This window comes from Micrococcus sp. 63XJN7_6_ISO-PGPR-S23-444 (assembly GCF_058072765.1).
The window spans coordinates 76,174-94,117 of record NZ_JBYRDX010000002.1 but is presented as its reverse complement, the minus strand read 5'-3'; the positions used below and the strand labels follow the sequence as shown (position 1 = coordinate 94,117).

Sequence of the window (17,944 nt, the reverse complement as noted above, 5' to 3'; positions counted from 1 at the left end):
GTTCCTCTCGGTACGGCTTACACAGACCATCTGACACGCCCCCCGCAACCGATGATCATGGGATTCATCGATCAGATGCGCGCCAAGGGGCATGCGGTCGAGTCGATCTGCAGGGTGCTCCGTCAGGAGGGCTGTCAGATCGCCGCACGCACCTACCGGGCGTGGCGCCGCCGCAGCGCGTCGGCTCGTGACACGTCCGACGCGGTCCTGCTCAACGTCCTGCACGACCTTGTCGGCACCCCGGAAGGGCTGTACGGGCGTCGGAAGATGACCGCGTGGCTGCGTCGAGAAGGTCACCAGGTCGGCGCCGGTCGTGTGGACCGGCTCATGCGGGTTGCGGGGATGAACGGTGTGCGTCGAGGCAGGCCAGTGCGCACCACCGTCCCGGCCAAGGACGGCTGCCGTGCCGGTGACCTGCTCAATCGAGACTTCACCGCGGCCGCGCCGAACACGAAGTGGGTCGCGGACTTCACCTATGTGCGCACGTGGGAGGGCTTCGTATACGTCGCGTTCGTGCTGGACTGCTACTCGCAGAGAATCCTCGCCTGGCATGCCGCGACGGCCAAGACGACCCCGCTGGTCCTGACCCCGCTGCGGATCGCGTTGTGGGACCGTGACCGGCACGGGCACCCTGTGCAGCCCGGCGAGCTGATCGCGCACAGCGATGCCGGGTCGCAGGGTGAATTCAACTGGTCGTCGCAACACCTTGACCGTGGAGGTGTTCAGCTGTGGCGACGAGGGACTGGGCCGCGAAGACGAGCGATGTGCCCGAGGGTGCGCGTCGGCAATGGCGTGCGGATCGGGCGTTGCGTCCGCCGATGCGTTCGCCCGGGCGGCCTGAGCCCTCGCGGGCGGTGCAGCGGCAGTTCTGGCGTCTGATCGCGACGGGCATCACCTCAGCCGAAGCGGCTCTGAAGGTGGGCGTGTCTGTGCCGGTCGGGTCCCGTTGGTTTCGCCACGCTGGCGGCATGCCACCGATCTCACTTGCCGAGCCCAGCGGCCGTTACCTGTCCTTCGAGGAGCGTGAGGAGATCGCGCTCCTGCGCGCCAAGCAGGTCGGCGTGCGTGAGATCGCGCGCAGGATCGGCCGCGACCCGGGAACGATCTCCCGCGAACTGCGCCGCAACGCGGCCACGCGCAGCGGGAAGCAGGAGTACCGGGCGTTGGTAGCGCAATGGAAGGCTCAGCAGACAGCGAAGCGCCCGAAGACGGCGAAGCTCGCGACCAACGACCGGTTGCGTGAGTACGTCCAGGAGCGCCTCGCCGGAAACGTCCGTCGGCCTGACGGCAGCATCGTCGTGGGGCCGGAACCGCCGGCATGGAAGGGGCTGAACAAACCTCACCGGCAGGACCGGCGGTGGGCGACCGCGTGGAGCCCGGAGCAGATCTCGCACCGGCTGAAGGTCGACTTCCCGGATGATGAATCCATGCGCATCAGCCACGAGGCGATCTACCAGTCGCTGTTCATTGAGGGCCGTGGTGCGCTCAAACGCGAGCTCGTCACGTGCCTGCGCACCGGCCGCGCCCTCCGGCAGCCGCGGGCTCGAGCACAGAACCGCCCGCAAGGTCACGTCACCGCCGATGTCGTGTTCTCCGAACGGCCCGCAGCAGCCGCGGACCGCGCCGTGCCCGGGCATTGGGAGGGCGACTTGATCATCGGCACGGGCCGGTCCGCGATCGGCACTCTCGTCGAACGCAAGAGCCGGTCGACCCTGCTGGTGCACCTGCCGAGGCTGGACGGGTGGGGCGAGGCGCCGCCGATCAAGAACGGGCCCGCGTTGGGCGGCTACGGCGCAGTCGCGATGAACGCCGCGCTCATCGCGTCGATGATGAAGCTCCCCGAACAGCTCCGCAAGACGCTCACCTGGGACCGCGGCAAAGAACTCTCCGCGCACGCCCAGTTCGCGCTCGAGACGGGCACGAAGGTGTTCTTCGCCGACCCCCACTCGCCCTGGCAGAGGCCGACGAACGAGAACACCAACGGGTTGCTGCGGCAATACTTCCCGAAGGGCACCGACCTCTCACGATGGTCCGCTGAAGACCTCGAAGCAGTCGCCCTCGCACTAAACAACCGACCCCGCAAGAGCCTCGACTGGAAGACCCCCGCCGAAGTATTCCAGGAGCAGTTACACTCGCTCCAACAACCCGGTGTTGCAACGACCGGTTGAACCCAGGCAGTACACGAGCCTTCGCTTCGCCGAGCACCTGGCCGCCGAGGGCATCGCCGCGTCCATCGGGACCGTCGCCGATGCGTATGACAACGCGCTCATGGAATGCGTCATCGGCTTGTACAAGACCGAGTGCATCACCACCACGATCTTCCACAACGGCCCGTACAAGACCATCGCCGACGTCGAGTACGCCACCGCCGGATGGGTCGAGTGGTACAACAATCGAAGGCTCCACTCGTCCCTGGCTATGACCACCCCGGCCGAGTACGAGACTGCCTACTACGCCGCCCTCAACCGGGAGCTGGCACCCACATAGGAGCGGCACGAAACCCGGGACGCTTCAGCCCCCAGATATTTAGGCTGGGCAATGCGGTGATGGACAGATTCATGATGATCTCGGGACTGATGCGCGTGTAGGTGACATACGATCTGTGGTGTTCCCACACCGCAGGGAAGGATGTGCACCATGCCCGCCCCCTACCCCCAAGAGTTCCGCGACGACGTCGTCCGCGTCGCCCAGAACCGTGAGCCCGGCACCCACTTGAAGCAGATCGCGAAGGACTTCGGGATCAGCTTCTCCTGTCTGACGAACTGGATGCGCCAAGCCGAGATCGAAGCCGGCAACAAGCCCGGCACCACCGCCACGGAGGCCGAAGAACTCCGCGCAGCCCGCCGCAGGATCCGGCTCCTCGAGCAGGAGAACGAAGTCCTACGCCGCGCCGCGGCCTACCTCTCCCAGGCGAACCTGCCGAAAAAATGATGTACCCGCTCGTGTCCGAGCTCGCCGCCGACCAGATCCCGGTCGCGGTGTCCTTGCGGGTCCTCAAGCTCGCCCGCCAGCCCTACTATCGCTGGCTTCAGAACCCTGTCACCACCGCGGAGGTGGAGGCCGCTCACCGGGCCAACGCCCTCCACGACGCCCACCAGAACGATCCGGAGTTCGGGTACCGGCTGCTGCGGGACGAGGCCGAGAATGCTGGCGCTCCGATGGCGGCCCGTACCGCCTGGCGGCTCTGCCACCAGAACGGGTGGCACTGCGCGTTCGGGGCCAAGCGCGGCAAGAACGGGACCCGCCCAGGCCCACCCGTGCACGATGACCACGTCCGCCGGGACTTCTCTGCCGAGGAGCCCAACCGGCTGTGGTTGACCGACATCACCGAACACCCCACCGGTGAGGGCAAGCTCTACCTCTGCGCGATCAAGGATCTCTACGCCGGCAGGATCGTGGGGTACTCCATGGCCGGGCGCATGCAGGCATCCCTGGCCGTGAACGCCCTCGAGCAGGCCGTGGCCCGCCGCGGAGGCACCGACGTGGTGGCCGGGTGCATCGTCCACTCGGACCGCGGCTCGCAATTCCGCTCGGCCCTATTCCAGGACGCCCTGACCGCCCACGGGCTGATCGGGTCCATGGGTCAGGTCGGTGCTGCCGGGGACAACGCGGCTATGGAGTCCTTCTTCGCGCTGCTGCAGAAGAACGTGCTGGACCGACGCGACTGGGACACCCGGGACGATCTGCGGGCCGGGATCATCACCTGGATCGAGCGGGCCTACCACCGCCGCCGCCGGCAGGTGCGCCTGGGCCGATTGACGCCGGTCGAGTACGAGTTGATCATGGACCACACGCCCGCAGACCCGGCGTGAAGACGACTGTCACCTACACGTGCACCAGTCCCCTCCATGGACTTGCTCTGGATGATGTCCAGCCGGTGCTGAACGTGGACCAGACGTGTTGAAGCCTCGGTGATCTGCCGCTGCAGGGCGTCTACCTGGTGAGTGAGGAGCACTTCCAGAGTGGACTGCTCGATCCGCGGATCGAGCAACTGCCCGATCTCGGCCAAGCCGAACCCGAGCGCGCGCAGTTCCATAATGGCTCGCACGCGCCCCAGCTGGCTGTCCTGGTAGCGCCGATATCCGGTCACTGGGTCGGTAGTAGCTGGGGTCAGCAACCCCTCGCCTTCCCAGTGCCGCAGCATGCGACGCGAGACACCCGTGCTATGCGCGATCTCTCCGATACTCAACATGTCGACCCCCACCAGACCGCATCACACAGTGTCAAGGTCAATGTTCCCAGAGAACGTCGTTCTACCAACGTCTCCGGTCAGTACAGCTAGCGACCATCCTTTAGCAACACGCCCTAAGTCGAACTGCGTATCTGCCGCTTCCAAGATCTGTGCCCACTCCCCGTGCGTTGGGTGGTGACCCATCCCGGCGACCTCGAACAGTGCGCTTGCCGGGGCGGCATCGGCGAGTCTGCGCCCCTGATCAGGTGGCGTCATGGTGTCTTCTGTTCCGACCACGACCAGCAGCGGATGGCTCAGCCGATCCGCGTGATTCAGCGGGGAAGAGTCCTGCCACTGCCGCGGCTGCAGGGTCTTTTCCAGATACCGACGGGCCCCGCCGAAAGCCGTGTCCCGCGCGAAGGAGCGCAGTTCAGCTGGGGCGTTGACCAGCACTACGCCGTCGAGGGCCCCGGCAGGCTGATCCGCCGCGGCCAGGGCTGCCATCAGCCCTCCCATGGAGAACCCCACCAGTACGATGCCTGCCACGTCCGGCTGCCTGCGGATCCAGGCCAGGACTCGTGAGATGTCGAGGGAGGCGCTGAGCCCGTAGTCGTCGACGCCGGTGGAACCGTGCCAGCCGCGCAGGGAGATGCTCACCGCGTGCCGTCCACGCTCGAGCACCTGGTGTGCGACCGGGGCCATGGTCGAAGCGTCCTCACCCCACCCGTGCAGCAACAGGATTGCTGGCGCCTGCCGGTCACGCCACCAGGCGTACCCGCCCAGCTGCACGTCCTCGAACTCCAGCAGCACCGGGACCGCGCCGGGAAGACGGGGCAACAGCGTGGCGCCGATTGGGTGAGGGGTCAGCGGGCTCTCCATGAACCCATGGCAGTCCCGTGGTGCGCGCACGTCAAGATCCCCAGTGGAGTGCTCGGGTGGCGAGCAGAGCATGAACCCCTGTCCGATGACACCGACTGTGTCAAGACCTCAGGCCCCCAAACCGGTATGCAGCATATTCGAGCGTTTGTGCAATCTTCGCTACATCTCGACATGGGGCGATCACGAACCCGTTCGTCAAGCTCCACTGCTCCATTGCGGGTATGCAGCATATTCGCGCGTTTGTGCAAACTTCGCTGCATCTCGACAGCAGTGCCGTTCAGGTGCTGTAGAGATGCAGCGAAGATTTCACACGACACGCGGTGAACCCTTCTCGGAGCAAAACCTTCAGCGGGGTCTGTGAAATGTACCCCTCGGCCGCCGAGAGAGTCATCAACGCCCAGGGTCAGTACATCTAGCCGACCACCCTGACCGCTGCGTCGCGGACATGTCCCAGGCGCGCGCCTGACAGTGCGCTCATGCCGGGAAGGCGATTCTGAGGCCGTGCCACCTGCCGCTCGACTTCCGCCTCAGGCACCGGGTGCAGAGGAGTCACCTCTCGTGGTCGACGGCGGGCTATCAGTCGGGGATGCTCTCGCGTGCAGCCTTGCGAATCTGTGCTGAAGCGTGCTGCGAGGCAAAGGTCAGCAGTTGAGAAACAGCTGGCGGGCGTGAAGCAGGAACTGGTGACAGCTGATCGTTAGTGCCGGGAGGCTGAGGATGAGTCGTTGGCGGCCGTGCATCCGGTGAGCAGGAAAGCACCGACCACGACGGTGATTGCAGCGGTTTTCGTTCCGCCGTACTTCGGGAATGGCCTGAAGTTTTTCATGGGATTCCTTCCCGTGTCTGCCCGTGGTGCCAATTGGCCTTACTACCCCATAGGGGTAGTGCCTACCTGCGTGACGCGGAAGCGCCCCCGCCCGGAACGAGCCCGGGAGGGGCACTGCGTTCAGTCGTGCTTGCTGATTTCCGGTTCATGTTCGGCAATGTGCTCGGTCTCGATCTGGAAGGTCGAGTGATGGATGGAGACCTCGAAGTGTCCTGCGACGCAATCTTTGATCTCGTGGAGCGTCTGCGCGGCACGACCGTCGGTGAAACACTCGTCCTCGACGACGACGTGGGCGGTCAGGATCGGCAGGCCGGTCGCCACAGTGGAGGCGTGCAGGTCATGGACATCTTTGACATGGTCAAGTTCGAGGATGTGCGAACGCACCTTGTCGAGGTCGAGGCCCTTGGGAGTGAACTCCATAAGGACGCCAGTGGTCTCGCGCATGAGCTTGAACGCGCGAGGCACGATCAATGCGGCGATAAGCAGTCCGGCGATGGCATCGGCCTGCATGAACCCGGTCGTGGCGATGACGATCGCCGCGATGATCACTCCGAGCGACCCGAGGGCATCATTGAGAACTTCGAGGAACGCGGCACGCATGTTGAAGTTCGAGCCGCGGCTGGAGGCGAGGATGGTGATGGCGATGATGTTCGCGACCAGGCCGATGATGCCGAATATCAGCAGTTCGCTTGCGGGCACCTCCGGCGGCTCGAACAGTCGCCGGATGCCTTCGATGGCGGCGTAGGTGCCCACCGCCAGCAGCAGTGCCGACTGTCCGAGGGCTGCGATCACTTCGATACGCCGGAACCCCCAGGTGCGCTTGGAGTTGGCGGGCTTGAGCATCAGCGTCGCGGCGATCAGTGCGACCAGCAGCCCGGAGGCATCGGTAATGGCATGGGCGGTGTCGGTCAGCAGTGCGAGGCTGCCGGTGATGATCGAGCCGATGGCCTGGGCGACGACGATCGTCGCGGTGATCGAGAATGCGATCCAGAGTTTCTTGCGGAAATCTCCGGGGTGACCGGTCTCGCTGGCGGCGGGGCCGTGATTGTGTCCTGCGCCCATGTCTACTTCTTGTCCGTATCTGTCGCGTGGTGGGTATGTGGGAGTCGCAGGTGCGTGCAGAGCAGGGCCTGCGTGCCGGTGGCATCGAGGAGGCGTTCGGCAGCGGCGATGAGGGTACGCAGGAGCTCGGACTGTGCCAGCGAGTACCAAGTGGAGCGCCCTTCCGGGCGCATCGTCGCCAGGCCGCACTCGACGAGGAAGCCGACATGCTTGCTCACCGTGGACTGGGCCAGGCCCATGTGCTCGACCAGGTCCCGGACCCGGTGCTCCCCGGAGGCGAGGTGCTGCACGATCGCTAACCTCGTCGGCTCCGCAAATGCCTGGAACAGGTGGGCGTACGCTACTGTCGCCACTTCGTCGAGGGTTGCCCCCTCCTCTTGAATCATCGTCATAGGGCGATCATATCGCGCTAGAGCGATATTGTCGAGTGTGATCTGTTGCTCCGACACGGAATGAAACTCAGGGGTCCCGTCGCACCCGAGGATGGGCTACCTGGGGGATGGTCGGTCGCATAGCTGCAGTGGGGAGCTACGTCAGCTGACCATCGGCCCCGGTGGAGAGCAGGCGGGGTGGGGAGCCGATGTCGATGAGTCGGGTGAAGTAGTCCTGTGCGCAGGTGGCGAAGACCCCTACCTGCGGGTGGCTCCTCCTCTGCCCTGGCCAGGTCAGCGCCACGGTCACCCGTGGGGCATCCTCGATGGGCAGATAGACCACCTCCGGCGCGCGGTGATTGTGCGTTGTCTGTCAACGTCGGCCGAATATTGACCCCTTATCGTCGTTGAATTTTGACCCCCTCGAATTGATGTGTTGTTACTTGCCCGCGGGTTGTGCGGGGGTCTTGAGGAGCTCGCGGCGTGCCCTGGTGCGGTAGGAGTCCCCGCCGAGGGTGAGGACTTCCGCGTGGTGAACGAGTCGGTCGATCATCGCGGCCGCGACGATGTCGTCGGAGAAGATCTCACCCCATCTGCCGAAGGGCATGTTGCTGGTGAGCACGATCGAGCCTTGCTCGTAGCGGGACGCGATGAGTTGGAAGAACAGGTTCGCGGCGTCCGCGTCGAATGGCAGGTAGCCGACCTCGTCGATGATCAGCATCCGGTAGCGGCGGAGTCGTTTCAGCTCATGCTCGAGCCGGCCGGCTGCGTGCGCGGCCTGGAGTCGGCCAGCCCAGCCGGTCGCGGTATCGAACAACACCGGGTATCCAGCGTGCGCGGCTTTGATGCCGAGGCCGATCGCGAGGTGTGTTTTGCCGACACCGGGTGGGCCGAGCAGGATCACGTTCTCCGCTTTCGGGATGAACGTTGTCGTCGCGAGGTGAGCGAGGACATCGCGACGCAGCGAGGGCTGATGGTCGGCGTTGAAGTCGTCCAGGGTCTTCACCGCGGGGAAGTGAGCGCCCGCGATTCGCAGTGTCGTTCCGTTCGCTTCCCGGTCCGCGACCTGGCGTTACAGGACCGCGGTGAGGTATTCCTCGTGGGACCAGCCCTCGGTGCGGGCTTGATCGCCGAGGGTCTCCCAGACCCGGCCGATCGTGGGGGTCTTCAACGCCCGGGTCAGGTATCCCATCGTCGCCGCGATCTCCGTTTCGGGCATCAGAGGACCTCACCGGTTCGAGGATCGACAGGGAAATCGACGCCGAACAACTCGTCGTAGTCGGGCAGTTCCCGAAACACCACGCTGGCCGCTGGCTGCCCGCGATGGTGCAGTCGTTCTCGGTCGCGTTTCGCGGCGCTGAACGTGGAGCGCAGCCCCCTCGCGATCTCGACGTGGACAGGGTCGATGACGGTCGCGTGTTTCGCCCAACAGCGTTCGTGGTCAGCGACGGTGCGGCCATCGCAGATCACGATCACTCGTGTCAGCGTGGCCGTCACATCCACCAGCCGCCCAATCACGCGAGGGTCAACGGAGTAGTCGTTGGCATCGATGCGGACGTAGTAGTCCCGCGCCAATCGGACCCGGTTTCGCAGCCCCGTCACCGGCGGCAGCGGCGGCAACACGGTCATCGCCTGCAGATCCCGCTCCACCACGTCGATAGGTCGCCCGCCCAGCGAGCGGATCGTGCGGGAGTTCGCCCGCGGGAGCCACTCCGCGAGTTGGCTGTTGAAACTGTCCGGTGACGCGAACGACCGCCCGGGCAGGAACGATGTCTCCATGTACTGGTTGTTGCGTTCGGTCATGCCCTTGAACTCCGGATCCCGCGGAGGGGCGAGCACGATCCTCGTCGCCAACGTTCCCGCGAACGCGGCCGCGGCCTGCGTGACAGTCCCCTTCCCCCCGATCGCGGCCTCACGATCCCAGACGAGCGTCTTCGAGACCCGCCCGACACGAGAGATCAGCTGCCACATCCCCGCGACCAGATCGCCCGCCTGCCGGGACGGGAGCATCACCGCGGACAGGAACCGGGAGAACGTCAACGTCATCACGAGCACCGGCAGCATCAACGCTTGCCCATGCCCGACAGGGATCCGCGGCTCCGGGAACCACAGATCCATCTGCGCGCTCTCGCCAGGAAGATGAATCAGACGATCCGCGGGATCGACCCCGGCATACTCCGGACGAATCGTCCGGATCCGATCCTTCAGAATCGTGATCGAGTGTTCCCACCCGATCCGCTCCGCGATCACCGTCGCCGGCATCCTCGCATCCACCACCAAGAGCTTGCGGATCTCGGGCTCCGCAGCGTCAACGAGTGACCCTTTCCCTGCCCGCTGATACGACGGCGGCGTCTCTGACGCCAACGCCGACCGCACCGTATTTCGCGCCACACCGAGCCGACGCACGATCTCCTTGATCGACACGCCCTCCGCCCGATGCAACCGCCTGATCTCTGCCCACTGTTCCAAATTGATCACCCTCCAAAGGATGCCCGGAAGGGGTCAAAATTCCCCGACGCTCAGGGGTCAGTATTCACGCGTCGTCGACAGCACCCGCTCGGAAAGCCACCCGTCGCTCCGCTTCTGTCGGCCGTCGCCGCGGAGGCTGCGGGCACGTTCGTCCTCGTGTTCGGAGTCATCGGAGCGGCGACCTTCTCCGCATCCTTTTCGAAGTCGGATGTCGCGGTGAACATCGGATTCCTCGGCGTCGCCTTCGCGCTCGGGCTCAGCGTGCTCGTCGGCGCCATCGCCTGGGGCCCCGTGTCGGGCGGCCACTTCAACCCTGCCGTCACGCTCGGATTGGCGACCGCCGGATTCTTCTCGTGGCGCCGCGTCCCGGCCTACATCGCGTCGCAGTTCGTGGGTGGGCTACTCGCGTCCACCGCACTTGTTCTCGTTGCGGCGGGCACCAGCACGGAATTCCTGTCAGACGCTCGAAAGAGCGGATTCGCGTCCACCGGCTGGGGACCGCTCTCACCAAGCGGGGCCTCCTGGGAGGCGGCGTTCCTCATCGAGGCGGTCACCACGGCCGTGCTCATGGCGGTCGTCCTCGCCGTCTCCACTCGTCGCACGGACGCGACGCTCGCGCCGCTGGCCATCGGGTTCACGCTGACGGTGGCGGCGCTCGTCGCGATCCCGATCTCGAACGGCTCTTTCAACCCGGCCCGCTCGATAGCGACCGCCGTCTACGGGGGCCCTGTCGCGCTCGAGCAGTTGTGGCTCTCGCTCGTCGCGCCAACCCTCGGCGCGGCGCTGGTCGGCCTCGTCGTGACAGCGGTCCGCCACCTCGCGCCGCGAGCGAGGAGAAGCTCCTACATCTGAGTGCGGTGCGTGTTCCATCCCGGAGATCCGGGACGGCGTGACGCTTATGCGGCCGCGTCGACGACCTTCGTCGCGCGGTATGTACTCACGGCGCGGAGGACGGCAGGTGTTGCATGCTGGACGACCCTCAAAGCGCCGGTCGCGATCTGGAGCCGGCGCTGCACGGCCGCGTCGGCAGCCATCTTCAGGCCGATCTCTATGCCACGTTCGATCCCAACGGCAACGCCGCGGTTGAAGCCGAGACCGTAAACAGGACTTCCCATGAGTGCTCCCCAGATTGAGTGGTGCTGTCGAGCGTAGTGAGATCCGGGAGCGCCAGACCGTGAGGTGGCTGGGACTTCAGGCGGAATCGTCAGGCTGTCGGCGCATCCTCGTTCACCGACGGAGGCACCGGCCCACGAGCGGCACGTACGCCAGCCCTGTACGCGCGCATCTCCCGTCGCGCGAATCGCTGATGGACGAACCATTCCCGAATGGTTCGTCCCAGACGGCGGCGGCGGACGTCGTCGACAAACATCAGCCATCCCACCCGAACCGACCGTGCCCGCTGCGTGACCTTGTTGTCGGACGGGTCCGAGACGAGCAACCATCGTTGCACCTGCACGTCCGGGCTGGAGCGCGGCTCCGCGAGCTCGTCAACATGGTCTTCCAAAACCCCGACGATGACGTTGCGGCGTTGCTCCGGGTATGCCCATTCCCTCGTGACGCGTTGCGCGCGAGCGAGGGTGAATTCGTACTCCGTGCGCGCAATCGGTTCCATGCCCGGTCGGCAGTGCGGGTAGCAACTGCTCCGCGGTGTGACCCAGCTTCCGGAGGAACGCCTCGACCTCGCCCCGCTGACGTTGCGCGCGAGGAGACGTCACGCGGTCACTCCACAATCGCACCGCGTCACCGTACTGACGGGCGAAGTCCGACCGCGCCAGCCCGTCTTCGCGGCCGGCGAGCGACAACGCCGACACGGCGATGGCGAACTCGTCTCCGACAGACCGGTCGAGCTGGAAGTCACGATTGGAGCGAGCCTCGCGGCTGGCGTCGCGTGCGATGACCAATCCGACCAGAGCAAGGATCACCGACAGCAGAGACGCGATGACCTGGATCCAGGTCGCGAAGGCGTTGTCCACAGACGAACAGTATCGTCAGGACGCCGCATTCTTCCTTCCAAGAATGCAGAAGAGGTGCACCCGGATCCCGGGTGCACCTCTTCTACTGCGCCGCTTCTTACTTCTGGATGAAGGCGAGGAGGTCAGGGTTGATGACCTCGGCGTGCGTGGTCAGCATGCCGTGCGGGTAGCCGGCGTACAGCTTCAGCTCAGAGTTCTGGAGGAGCTCGTGCTGCAGGAGCGCGGCGGCCTTGTAGGGAACGACCTGGTCGTCGTCGCCCTGCATGACGAGAACGGGGACCGTGATGGCCTTGAGGTCTTCGGTCTGGTCGGTCTCGGAGAAGGCCTTGATGCCCTCGTAGTGAGCGAGCGCGCTGCCCGTCATGCCCTGACGCCACCAGTTCGCGACGACCGGCTCGGACACCTCGACACCGTCGCGGTTGAAGCCGTAGAACGGACCCGACGCCACGGCCTGGAAGAACTCGGCACGGTTGGCGGCGAGAGCGGAACGGAAACCGTCGAGGACCTCGATGGGCGTGCCCTCGGGGTTGCTGTCGGACTTCAGCATGATGGGAGGAACCGAGGAGACGAGCACGGCCTTGGCGACACGACCCTGGGGCTGACCGTACTTGGCGACGTAGCGAGCGACCTGGCCGCCGCCGGTGGAGTGGCCGATGTGGATGGCGTTCTGCAGGTCGAGGTGCTCGACGACGGCGTTCACGTCGCTGGCGTAGTGGTCCATGTCGTGGCCGGTGCTGATCTGCGACGAACGTCCGTGGCCGCGGCGGTCGCTGGCGACGACGCGGTAGCCCTTCGAGAGGAAGTAGAGCATCTGTGCGTCCCAGTCGTCGGACGACAGCGGCCAGCCGTGGTGGAACACGATGGGCTGGGCGTTCTTGTCGCCCCAGTCCTTGAAGTAGATCTCTGCGCCGTCTTCGGTGGTGATGTATCCCATGATGAGTCCTTTGTCATGTCGTCGAACGAGCAAGCCCGCGCGACTGGTGGGTAGTTTGCGCCTCGACGATGTGGCGACTGCATTCACGGTAACTTTCGGGCGCCCGCGATGTCAACGTCGGCCGAATATTGACCCCTTATCGTCGTTGAATTTTGACCCCCTCGAATTGATGTGTTGTTACTTGCCCGCGGGTTGTGCGGGGGTCTTGAGGAGCTCGCGGCGTGCCCTGGTGCGGTAGGAGTCCCCGCCGAGGGTGAGGACTTCCGCGTGGTGAACGAGTCGGTCGATCATCGCGGCCGCGACGATGTCGTCGGAGAAGATCTCACCCCATCTGCCGAAGGGCATGTTGCTGGTGAGCACGATCGAGCCTTGCTCGTAGCGGGACGCGATGAGTTGGAAGAACAGGTTCGCGGCGTCCGCGTCGAATGGCAGGTAGCCGACCTCGTCGATGATCAGCATCCGGTAGCGGCGGAGTCGTTTCAGCTCATGCTCGAGCCGGCCGGCTGCGTGCGCGGCCTGGAGTCGGCCAGCCCAGCCGGTCGCGGTATCGAACAACACCGGGTATCCAGCGTGCGCGGCTTTGATGCCGAGGCCGATCGCGAGGTGTGTTTTGCCGACACCGGGTGGGCCGAGCAGGATCACGTTCTCCGCTTTCGGGATGAACGTTGTCGTCGCGAGGTGAGCGAGGACATCGCGACGCAGCGAGGGCTGATGGTCGGCGTTGAAGTCGTCCAGGGTCTTCACCGCGGGGAAGTGAGCGCCCGCGATTCGCAGTGTCGTTCCGTTCGCTTCCCGGTCCGCGACCTGGCGTTGCAGGACCGCGGTGAGGTATTCCTCGTGGGACCAGCCCTCGGTGCGGGCTTGATCGCCGAGGGTCTCCCAGACCCGGCCGATCGTGGGGGTCTTCAACGCCCGGGTCAGGTATCCCATCGTCGCCGCGATCTCCGTTTCGGGCATCAGAGGACCTCACCGGTTCGAGGATCGACAGGGAAATCGACGCCGAACAACTCGTCGTAGTCGGGCAGTTCCCGAAACACCACGCTGGCCGCTGGCTGCCCGCGATGGTGCAGTCGTTCTCGGTCGCGTTTCGCGGCGCTGAACGTGGAGCGCAGCCCCCTCGCGATCTCGACGTGGACAGGGTCGATGACGGTCGCGTGTTTCGCCCAACAGCGTTCGTGGTCAGCGACGGTGCGGCCATCGCAGATCACGATCACTCGTGTCAGCGTGGCCGTCACATCCACCAGCCGCCCAATCACGCGAGGGTCAACGGAGTAGTCGTTGGCATCGATGCGGACGTAGTAGTCCCGCGCCAATCGGACCCGGTTTCGCAGCCCCGTCACCGGCGGCAGCGGCGGCAACACGGTCATCGCCTGCAGATCCCGCTCCACCACGTCGATAGGTCGCCCGCCCAGCGAGCGGATCGTGCGGGAGTTCGCCCGCGGGAGCCACTCCGCGAGTTGGCTGTTGAAACTGTCCGGTGACGCGAACGACCGCCCGGGCAGGAACGATGTCTCCATGTACTGGTTGTTGCGTTCGGTCATGCCCTTGAACTCCGGATCCCGCGGAGGGGCGAGCACGATCCTCGTCGCCAACGTTCCCGCGAACGCGGCCGCGGCCTGCGTGACAGTCCCCTTCCCCCCGATCGCGGCCTCACGATCCCAGACGAGCGTCTTCGAGACCCGCCCGACACGAGAGATCAGCTGCCACATCCCCGCGACCAGATCGCCCGCCTGCCGGGACGGGAGCATCACCGCGGACAGGAACCGGGAGAACGTCAACGTCATCACGAGCACCGGCAGCATCAACGCTTGCCCATGCCCGACAGGGATCCGCGGCTCCGGGAACCACAGATCCATCTGCGCGCTCTCGCCAGGAAGATGAATCAGACGATCCGCGGGATCGACCCCGGCATACTCCGGACGAATCGTCCGGATCCGATCCTTCAGAATCGTGATCGAGTGTTCCCACCCGATCCGCTCCGCGATCACCGTCGCCGGCATCCTCGCATCCACCACCAAGAGCTTGCGGATCTCGGGCTCCGCAGCGTCAACGAGTGACCCTTTCCCTGCCCGCTGATACGACGGCGGCGTCTCTGACGCCAACGCCGACCGCACCGTATTTCGCGCCACACCGAGCCGACGCACGATCTCCTTGATCGACACGCCCTCCGCCCGATGCAACCGCCTGATCTCTGCCCACTGTTCCAAATTGATCACCCTCCAAAGGATGCCCGGAAGGGGTCAAAATTCCCCGACGCTCAGGGGTCAGTATTCACGCGTCGTCGACATTGTCGCCTCTGCAGTGATGCCGATGGCGTCGCCGACAGCGATGCGGGTTAACCACTCGTCCGTGTTCGCCACCGAGATCGTGCGCGGCATGCGAGCAGTCGTACTCCACAGCTCCCCGGTGGCCGTCGGAGCGGTCGCGCAGACCGCCACCGGCCCGTCAGCGAGATCGGCTAGGGTCACCGACTCCTGCCGGGCACGCGAGTCGGTACTCGTCACCGATGCAACCAGGCGTTCGGTGAACAGCGGTAACCGCTCCAAACCCGGACCAATGGCACGTTTGGGTGAAGAAGAGCGGATGAGTGCGGCATCGATCGCCCCCGTCGCGCAGGGCCCAGATCGGGTCCGTCGGGCGACTGTATTCGATGAGCTCAGCGTGCCCACGCTTCCATTCCTGGAACAGAGGCAAGGTGTGACGGCCAAAGCCGGCCCAGGCGCAACGGCACCAGGATGCGCAGTGAGGCCGTGGTGCGATCTTCCAGGTGAAAAGGTAGGTTTGAATCCGGTTCCGAGAAGGGCACATGGGCCTGGGTCCGACGATCAGACTCTGTTGTGAGCCGCGGCCCGCCCTCGCCCTCGCAACGTTCAAGTGAGTAGATCCTGGAACGGCCGAACTTCAGACGGATGCCGTAGCCGCCGTTGGGTCCGTCAGGCAGAAACTCTGCCCCAATTCTTCGAGGGCGGCCCGCACACGCTCCTGCTTCTTCTACGACAAGTCGTGTCGCCCCTTCTCGAAGTCGCGCAACTCTTCCTTGGTCACGTTGGCTTCACGGGCGATATATTGGGCGCTCACCTTCACGAGGATGCGCGCGGCGCGTGTCATGTCACCGTTGAAGATGTGCTGGCTCTCCATCACTCGCCTCCAACGACGTGTGTCCTATTGGGCTCAGCGGGAAGTGGAGGTGCCTACGGGATTCGAACCCGTGTAAACGGTTTTGCAGACCGCTGCCTATCCTCTCGGCCAAGGCACCAAGTCGCCGGCGAAGTCAGTCGCCCGGCGTGAGGCCAGCAACCAGGTTGAAGGCGCCGGTGAGAATGTTCAGCGACACGACCCCGACGACATCAGAGATCTCACGGTCGCTGTACCCGTATCCCCGAAGCTCGTCAATCTGCTCGTCGGTGATCGACGTAGGCTCACGGTAGACCTGGAGGCCGAGCGCGATCATCGCCGCGACCGGGCCGGTCATCGCCGTACCCTGCTGGGCGAGTGCGATCTCGTCATCGCTGACCCCGAGCGATCGTGCCGCGCTGATGTGCGAGGCCAGGCACATTCCGCATCCCTGCTTCGACTGCACGGCGATCGAAACGAGCTCGCTGACCTTACGGTCGAGCTTGGCGCGACGCATGGCTTTGCTCAGCTGCAGATAGCCGCCGAGCACCGCCGGGGAGTGCGCCATCGTCGAGACCATGTCTCCGACCTGGCCGTGCCGCTCGACGAGATCGCCGAGCAAGTCTCGTGAGGCCCCCACTGCGGTCTCAGGGGTCAATCGGGAAAAACGGGGCATGATGCCTCCTCTGTCAGTTCGGTCGCGAGTTCGAGGTGGGAGAACCCGCACGAGTGCGTTCCTGCTGCTGATGTTCGGCATGGAAGATCGCAGCCTCAGCCAGCGCCCCGGCATGCACACCGTTCAATAGGTAGAAGTCGCCGGACTCGCGTCGCTGCCGACTCACGATCCCGGCCGACTCCAGGCGGTGAAGCTCGTGGGAGGTCTGGTCGACGGGAAGGTCGACGATGTCCGCCAGGTGATTGGCAGAGACCTCGATGTCGCGAATGGCGAGGATCATCTTCACACTCACCGGATTCGCCAGCAACGCGAAGACTCCGACCGCCGCATTCAGATGCGGTGTGTCATACGTGGCGTGCACGTGCTCAACCTTTTTCATAGTCATCAATACTACCCCATACCCCTATAGGGTATCAAGGGTTATTCAATCGATGTGACGGACTCGGAAACGCGTGGCCGGGTGCGGCGGATCGGGGTGAGGCCAGAGGCGACGGGTCCGCGCAGGAGCACGTGTCCAGTCGGGAGGGTCAACCGCGTCCAACGGCCGGCGGTTGAGATCGTGGCCCCGTTTCCTCGGCTGAGGAACCCGAAGACGTAGGCGGCGAACGCAACGCCTTGTGGCAGCGATGCGAGTGCCGTGTCCGGGGTGCCCCAAACCGTGCCCCGGATCTTGCGGACGACATCGTCGCCGGGTTTGTCGGGAAGTGCTTGGGCGACGGCCTCGATGCCGGCACGGGCGCTGCGCATCAGCGTCAGGCTGGACACATCCGCAATAAGTCTCCACCCGTGTTGCGGGGGTTCGACGCTGGTCCAGGCGGGTGCCAGCGCGGTTTCCGGCAACGCCAGGGTAAGAGGGACGGCGGTCGCGGTCAACGTTTCCACGGTGACGTCGCACTGCAGCTGAGGGTCGGAGCGGAGCGTGCGAAGGACGAGGATCGTAGGAGTGCGGTCGAGCGGACCACGGGGCGTTAGCGCGGCTGCGCTCATGCGCAGCAGCCCGGCCGCGGCCTGCAAGCGCACGCCATGGGCACCGGCCTGCGCGGCCCGCTTAGCGAAGGTGAGCGCGTCGCGGGCGGACGGCGCGTCGGCAAGGATCAAGCGCGCTGGCATCCTGAGGGTTTGTGCCCGCCGTGTCCTGGAACGCGGTGATCGGGGTCCGGGTTCAGGAGCGAACGAGCCGGTTGATGGCGTCGGTGGCTTCCTGGATCTTCTCGACGGCCGCCTCGTCGCTGAGCTTGGCGGCATCAAGCACGCAGTGCTTGAGATGGTCGTCGAGCAGACCAGTCGCAACCCCCTGGAGGGCACGGGTCAGAGCGGAGACCTGGGTGAGGATGTCGATGCAGTACTTCTCCTCATCGATCATCTTCGCGATCCCACGCGCCTGTCCTTCGATGCGCTTCATGCGGCCGAGATAGCGCTCCTTGTCGCTGATGTAGCCGTGCTGGTGGGAATCGGTATCGACAGACATG

19 protein-coding genes, 1 tRNA gene and 3 pseudogenes are annotated in these 17,944 nt (G+C 65.2%); 6 read left to right on the top strand and 17 right to left on the bottom strand.

Annotated features, from left to right (window positions below; all coding sequences use genetic code 11):
- Positions 1–30 precede the first annotated feature (30 nt).
- The 4 genes and pseudogenes from AC3RJ9_RS11720 to AC3RJ9_RS11705 form a co-directional block, all read left to right on the top strand.
- A pseudogene (locus AC3RJ9_RS11720) lies at positions 31–681 on the top strand (IS3 family transposase); the annotation flags it as partial.
- A 137-nt stretch (positions 682–818) separates the two neighbouring features.
- Complete coding sequence (locus tag AC3RJ9_RS11715; RefSeq protein WP_442864345.1) at positions 819–2,168, top strand: IS30 family transposase; 1,350 nt, start codon at positions 819–821, stop codon at positions 2,166–2,168.
- A gap of 1 nt (position 2,169) precedes the next feature.
- Positions 2,170–2,487: pseudogene (locus AC3RJ9_RS11710) on the top strand (transposase); the annotation flags it as partial.
- A gap of 150 nt (positions 2,488–2,637) precedes the next feature.
- Positions 2,638–3,812 (top strand): IS3 family transposase gene (locus tag AC3RJ9_RS11705; RefSeq protein ID WP_136941138.1). Its coding sequence is split into 2 segments (ribosomal slippage): positions 2,638–2,922 and positions 2,925–3,812, totalling 1,173 coding nucleotides; the frame shifts between segments, so codons are not numbered across the junction.
- On the opposite strand, the gene AC3RJ9_RS11700 is transcribed toward AC3RJ9_RS11705, so the two are convergent.
- The 6 genes and pseudogenes from AC3RJ9_RS11700 to istA (AC3RJ9_RS11675) all read right to left on the bottom strand — a co-directional run bounded on the left by AC3RJ9_RS11700 (position 3,719) and on the right by istA (AC3RJ9_RS11675) (position 9,787).
- On the bottom strand, positions 3,719–4,192 hold the full coding sequence (locus AC3RJ9_RS11700) for a MerR family transcriptional regulator (protein ID WP_206496054.1): 474 nt from the start codon (positions 4,190–4,192) through the stop codon (positions 3,719–3,721). The two genes, AC3RJ9_RS11705 and AC3RJ9_RS11700, sit on opposite strands and share 94 nt — an antisense overlap.
- Before the next feature lie 21 nt (positions 4,193–4,213).
- Positions 4,214–5,050: an alpha/beta hydrolase family protein gene (locus AC3RJ9_RS11695; protein ID WP_180951269.1), complete on the bottom strand. Its 837-nt coding sequence runs from the start codon at positions 5,048–5,050 to the stop codon at positions 4,214–4,216.
- Positions 5,051–5,996: 946 nt separating this feature from the next.
- Positions 5,997–6,938 (bottom strand): cation diffusion facilitator family transporter, encoded by a 942-nt coding sequence (locus AC3RJ9_RS11690; RefSeq protein ID WP_101966191.1) that lies wholly within the window; start codon positions 6,936–6,938, stop codon positions 5,997–5,999.
- A 2-nt stretch (positions 6,939–6,940) separates the two neighbouring features.
- On the bottom strand, positions 6,941–7,330 hold the full coding sequence (locus tag AC3RJ9_RS11685) for an ArsR/SmtB family transcription factor (protein ID WP_040560570.1): 390 nt from the start codon (positions 7,328–7,330) through the stop codon (positions 6,941–6,943).
- A gap of 418 nt (positions 7,331–7,748) precedes the next feature.
- Positions 7,749–8,528: pseudogene (gene istB / locus AC3RJ9_RS11680) on the bottom strand (IS21-like element helper ATPase IstB).
- Complete coding sequence (gene istA, locus AC3RJ9_RS11675) at positions 8,528–9,787, bottom strand: IS21 family transposase (protein WP_135040290.1); 1,260 nt, start codon at positions 9,785–9,787, stop codon at positions 8,528–8,530. The pseudogene istB (AC3RJ9_RS11680) and the gene istA (AC3RJ9_RS11675) overlap by 1 nt, the downstream one beginning before the upstream one ends.
- A gap of 105 nt (positions 9,788–9,892) precedes the next feature.
- Between istA (AC3RJ9_RS11675) and AC3RJ9_RS11670 the strand changes: the two genes are divergently transcribed.
- Positions 9,893–10,630, top strand: coding sequence for an aquaporin (locus tag AC3RJ9_RS11670; protein ID WP_095347762.1), 738 nt, complete (start codon positions 9,893–9,895; stop codon positions 10,628–10,630).
- 113 nt (positions 10,631–10,743) lie between these two features.
- Positions 10,744–10,911 (top strand): hypothetical protein, encoded by a 168-nt coding sequence (locus AC3RJ9_RS11665; RefSeq protein ID WP_158185006.1) that lies wholly within the window; start codon positions 10,744–10,746, stop codon positions 10,909–10,911.
- 354 nt (positions 10,912–11,265) lie between these two features.
- Here AC3RJ9_RS11665 and AC3RJ9_RS11660 read toward each other — a convergent pair whose 3' ends face one another.
- From AC3RJ9_RS11660 to AC3RJ9_RS11610, 11 genes are all read right to left on the bottom strand, one after another.
- The gene (locus tag AC3RJ9_RS11660) at positions 11,266–11,751 is read right to left on the bottom strand and encodes a hypothetical protein (protein WP_135040288.1); all 486 of its coding nucleotides are present in this window, start codon (positions 11,749–11,751) and stop codon (positions 11,266–11,268) included.
- A gap of 97 nt (positions 11,752–11,848) precedes the next feature.
- Positions 11,849–12,685, bottom strand: coding sequence for an alpha/beta fold hydrolase (locus tag AC3RJ9_RS11655; RefSeq protein WP_095347764.1), 837 nt, complete (start codon positions 12,683–12,685; stop codon positions 11,849–11,851).
- A 177-nt stretch (positions 12,686–12,862) separates the two neighbouring features.
- Positions 12,863–13,642: an IS21-like element helper ATPase IstB gene (istB, locus tag AC3RJ9_RS11650; RefSeq protein WP_146314595.1), complete on the bottom strand. Its 780-nt coding sequence runs from the start codon at positions 13,640–13,642 to the stop codon at positions 12,863–12,865.
- Positions 13,642–14,901, bottom strand: coding sequence for an IS21 family transposase (gene istA, locus AC3RJ9_RS11645; RefSeq protein ID WP_135040290.1), 1,260 nt, complete (start codon positions 14,899–14,901; stop codon positions 13,642–13,644). The genes istB (AC3RJ9_RS11650) and istA (AC3RJ9_RS11645) overlap by 1 nt, the downstream gene beginning before the upstream one ends.
- A 48-nt stretch (positions 14,902–14,949) precedes the next feature.
- Complete coding sequence (locus AC3RJ9_RS11640) at positions 14,950–15,354, bottom strand: type 2 periplasmic-binding domain-containing protein (RefSeq protein WP_206496053.1); 405 nt, start codon at positions 15,352–15,354, stop codon at positions 14,950–14,952.
- Positions 15,355–15,676: 322 nt separating this feature from the next.
- Positions 15,677–15,823, bottom strand: a complete 147-nt coding sequence (locus AC3RJ9_RS11635) for a hypothetical protein (RefSeq protein ID WP_156491183.1) — start codon at positions 15,821–15,823, stop codon at positions 15,677–15,679.
- 44 nt (positions 15,824–15,867) lie between these two features.
- Positions 15,868–15,941 (bottom strand) — tRNA-Cys (locus AC3RJ9_RS11630).
- Between the two features lie 15 nt (positions 15,942–15,956).
- Entirely contained in the window at positions 15,957–16,475 is a 519-nt protein-coding gene (locus AC3RJ9_RS11625) for a carboxymuconolactone decarboxylase family protein (protein ID WP_040560569.1), read from the bottom strand.
- A gap of 13 nt (positions 16,476–16,488) precedes the next feature.
- Entirely contained in the window at positions 16,489–16,854 is a 366-nt protein-coding gene (locus AC3RJ9_RS11620; RefSeq protein ID WP_061873197.1) for an ArsR/SmtB family transcription factor, read from the bottom strand.
- 41 nt (positions 16,855–16,895) lie between these two features.
- The gene (locus AC3RJ9_RS11615) at positions 16,896–17,573 is read right to left on the bottom strand and encodes a DUF8185 domain-containing protein (RefSeq protein ID WP_225984161.1); all 678 of its coding nucleotides are present in this window, start codon (positions 17,571–17,573) and stop codon (positions 16,896–16,898) included.
- Between the two features lie 64 nt (positions 17,574–17,637).
- Positions 17,638–17,943: a metal-sensitive transcriptional regulator gene (locus AC3RJ9_RS11610; RefSeq protein WP_006214168.1), complete on the bottom strand. Its 306-nt coding sequence runs from the start codon at positions 17,941–17,943 to the stop codon at positions 17,638–17,640.
- Between the last annotated feature and the right edge of the window lies 1 nt (position 17,944).

Coding starts and splice junctions, on each gene's coding strand:
- AC3RJ9_RS11715 (WP_442864345.1), top strand. CDS start 819: ATGCGTTCGCCCGGGCGGCCTGAGCCCTCGCGGGCGGTGCAGCGGCAG.
- AC3RJ9_RS11700 (WP_206496054.1), bottom strand. CDS start 4,192: ATGTTGAGTATCGGAGAGATCGCGCATAGCACGGGTGTCTCGCGTCGC.
- AC3RJ9_RS11695 (WP_180951269.1), bottom strand. CDS start 5,050: ATGGAGAGCCCGCTGACCCCTCACCCAATCGGCGCCACGCTGTTGCCC.
- AC3RJ9_RS11690 (WP_101966191.1), bottom strand. CDS start 6,938: ATGGGCGCAGGACACAATCACGGCCCCGCCGCCAGCGAGACCGGTCAC.
- AC3RJ9_RS11685 (WP_040560570.1), bottom strand. CDS start 7,330: ATGACGATGATTCAAGAGGAGGGGGCAACCCTCGACGAAGTGGCGACA.
- AC3RJ9_RS11665 (WP_158185006.1), top strand. CDS start 10,744: ATGCTGGACGACCCTCAAAGCGCCGGTCGCGATCTGGAGCCGGCGCTG.
- AC3RJ9_RS11655 (WP_095347764.1), bottom strand. CDS start 12,685: ATGGGATACATCACCACCGAAGACGGCGCAGAGATCTACTTCAAGGAC.
- istB (WP_146314595.1), bottom strand. CDS start 13,642: ATGCCCGAAACGGAGATCGCGGCGACGATGGGATACCTGACCCGGGCG.
- AC3RJ9_RS11635 (WP_156491183.1), bottom strand. CDS start 15,823: ATGGAGAGCCAGCACATCTTCAACGGTGACATGACACGCGCCGCGCGC.
- AC3RJ9_RS11625 (WP_040560569.1), bottom strand. CDS start 16,475: ATGCCCCGTTTTTCCCGATTGACCCCTGAGACCGCAGTGGGGGCCTCA.
- AC3RJ9_RS11620 (WP_061873197.1), bottom strand. CDS start 16,854: ATGAAAAAGGTTGAGCACGTGCACGCCACGTATGACACACCGCATCTG.
- AC3RJ9_RS11610 (WP_006214168.1), bottom strand. CDS start 17,943: ATGTCTGTCGATACCGATTCCCACCAGCACGGCTACATCAGCGACAAG.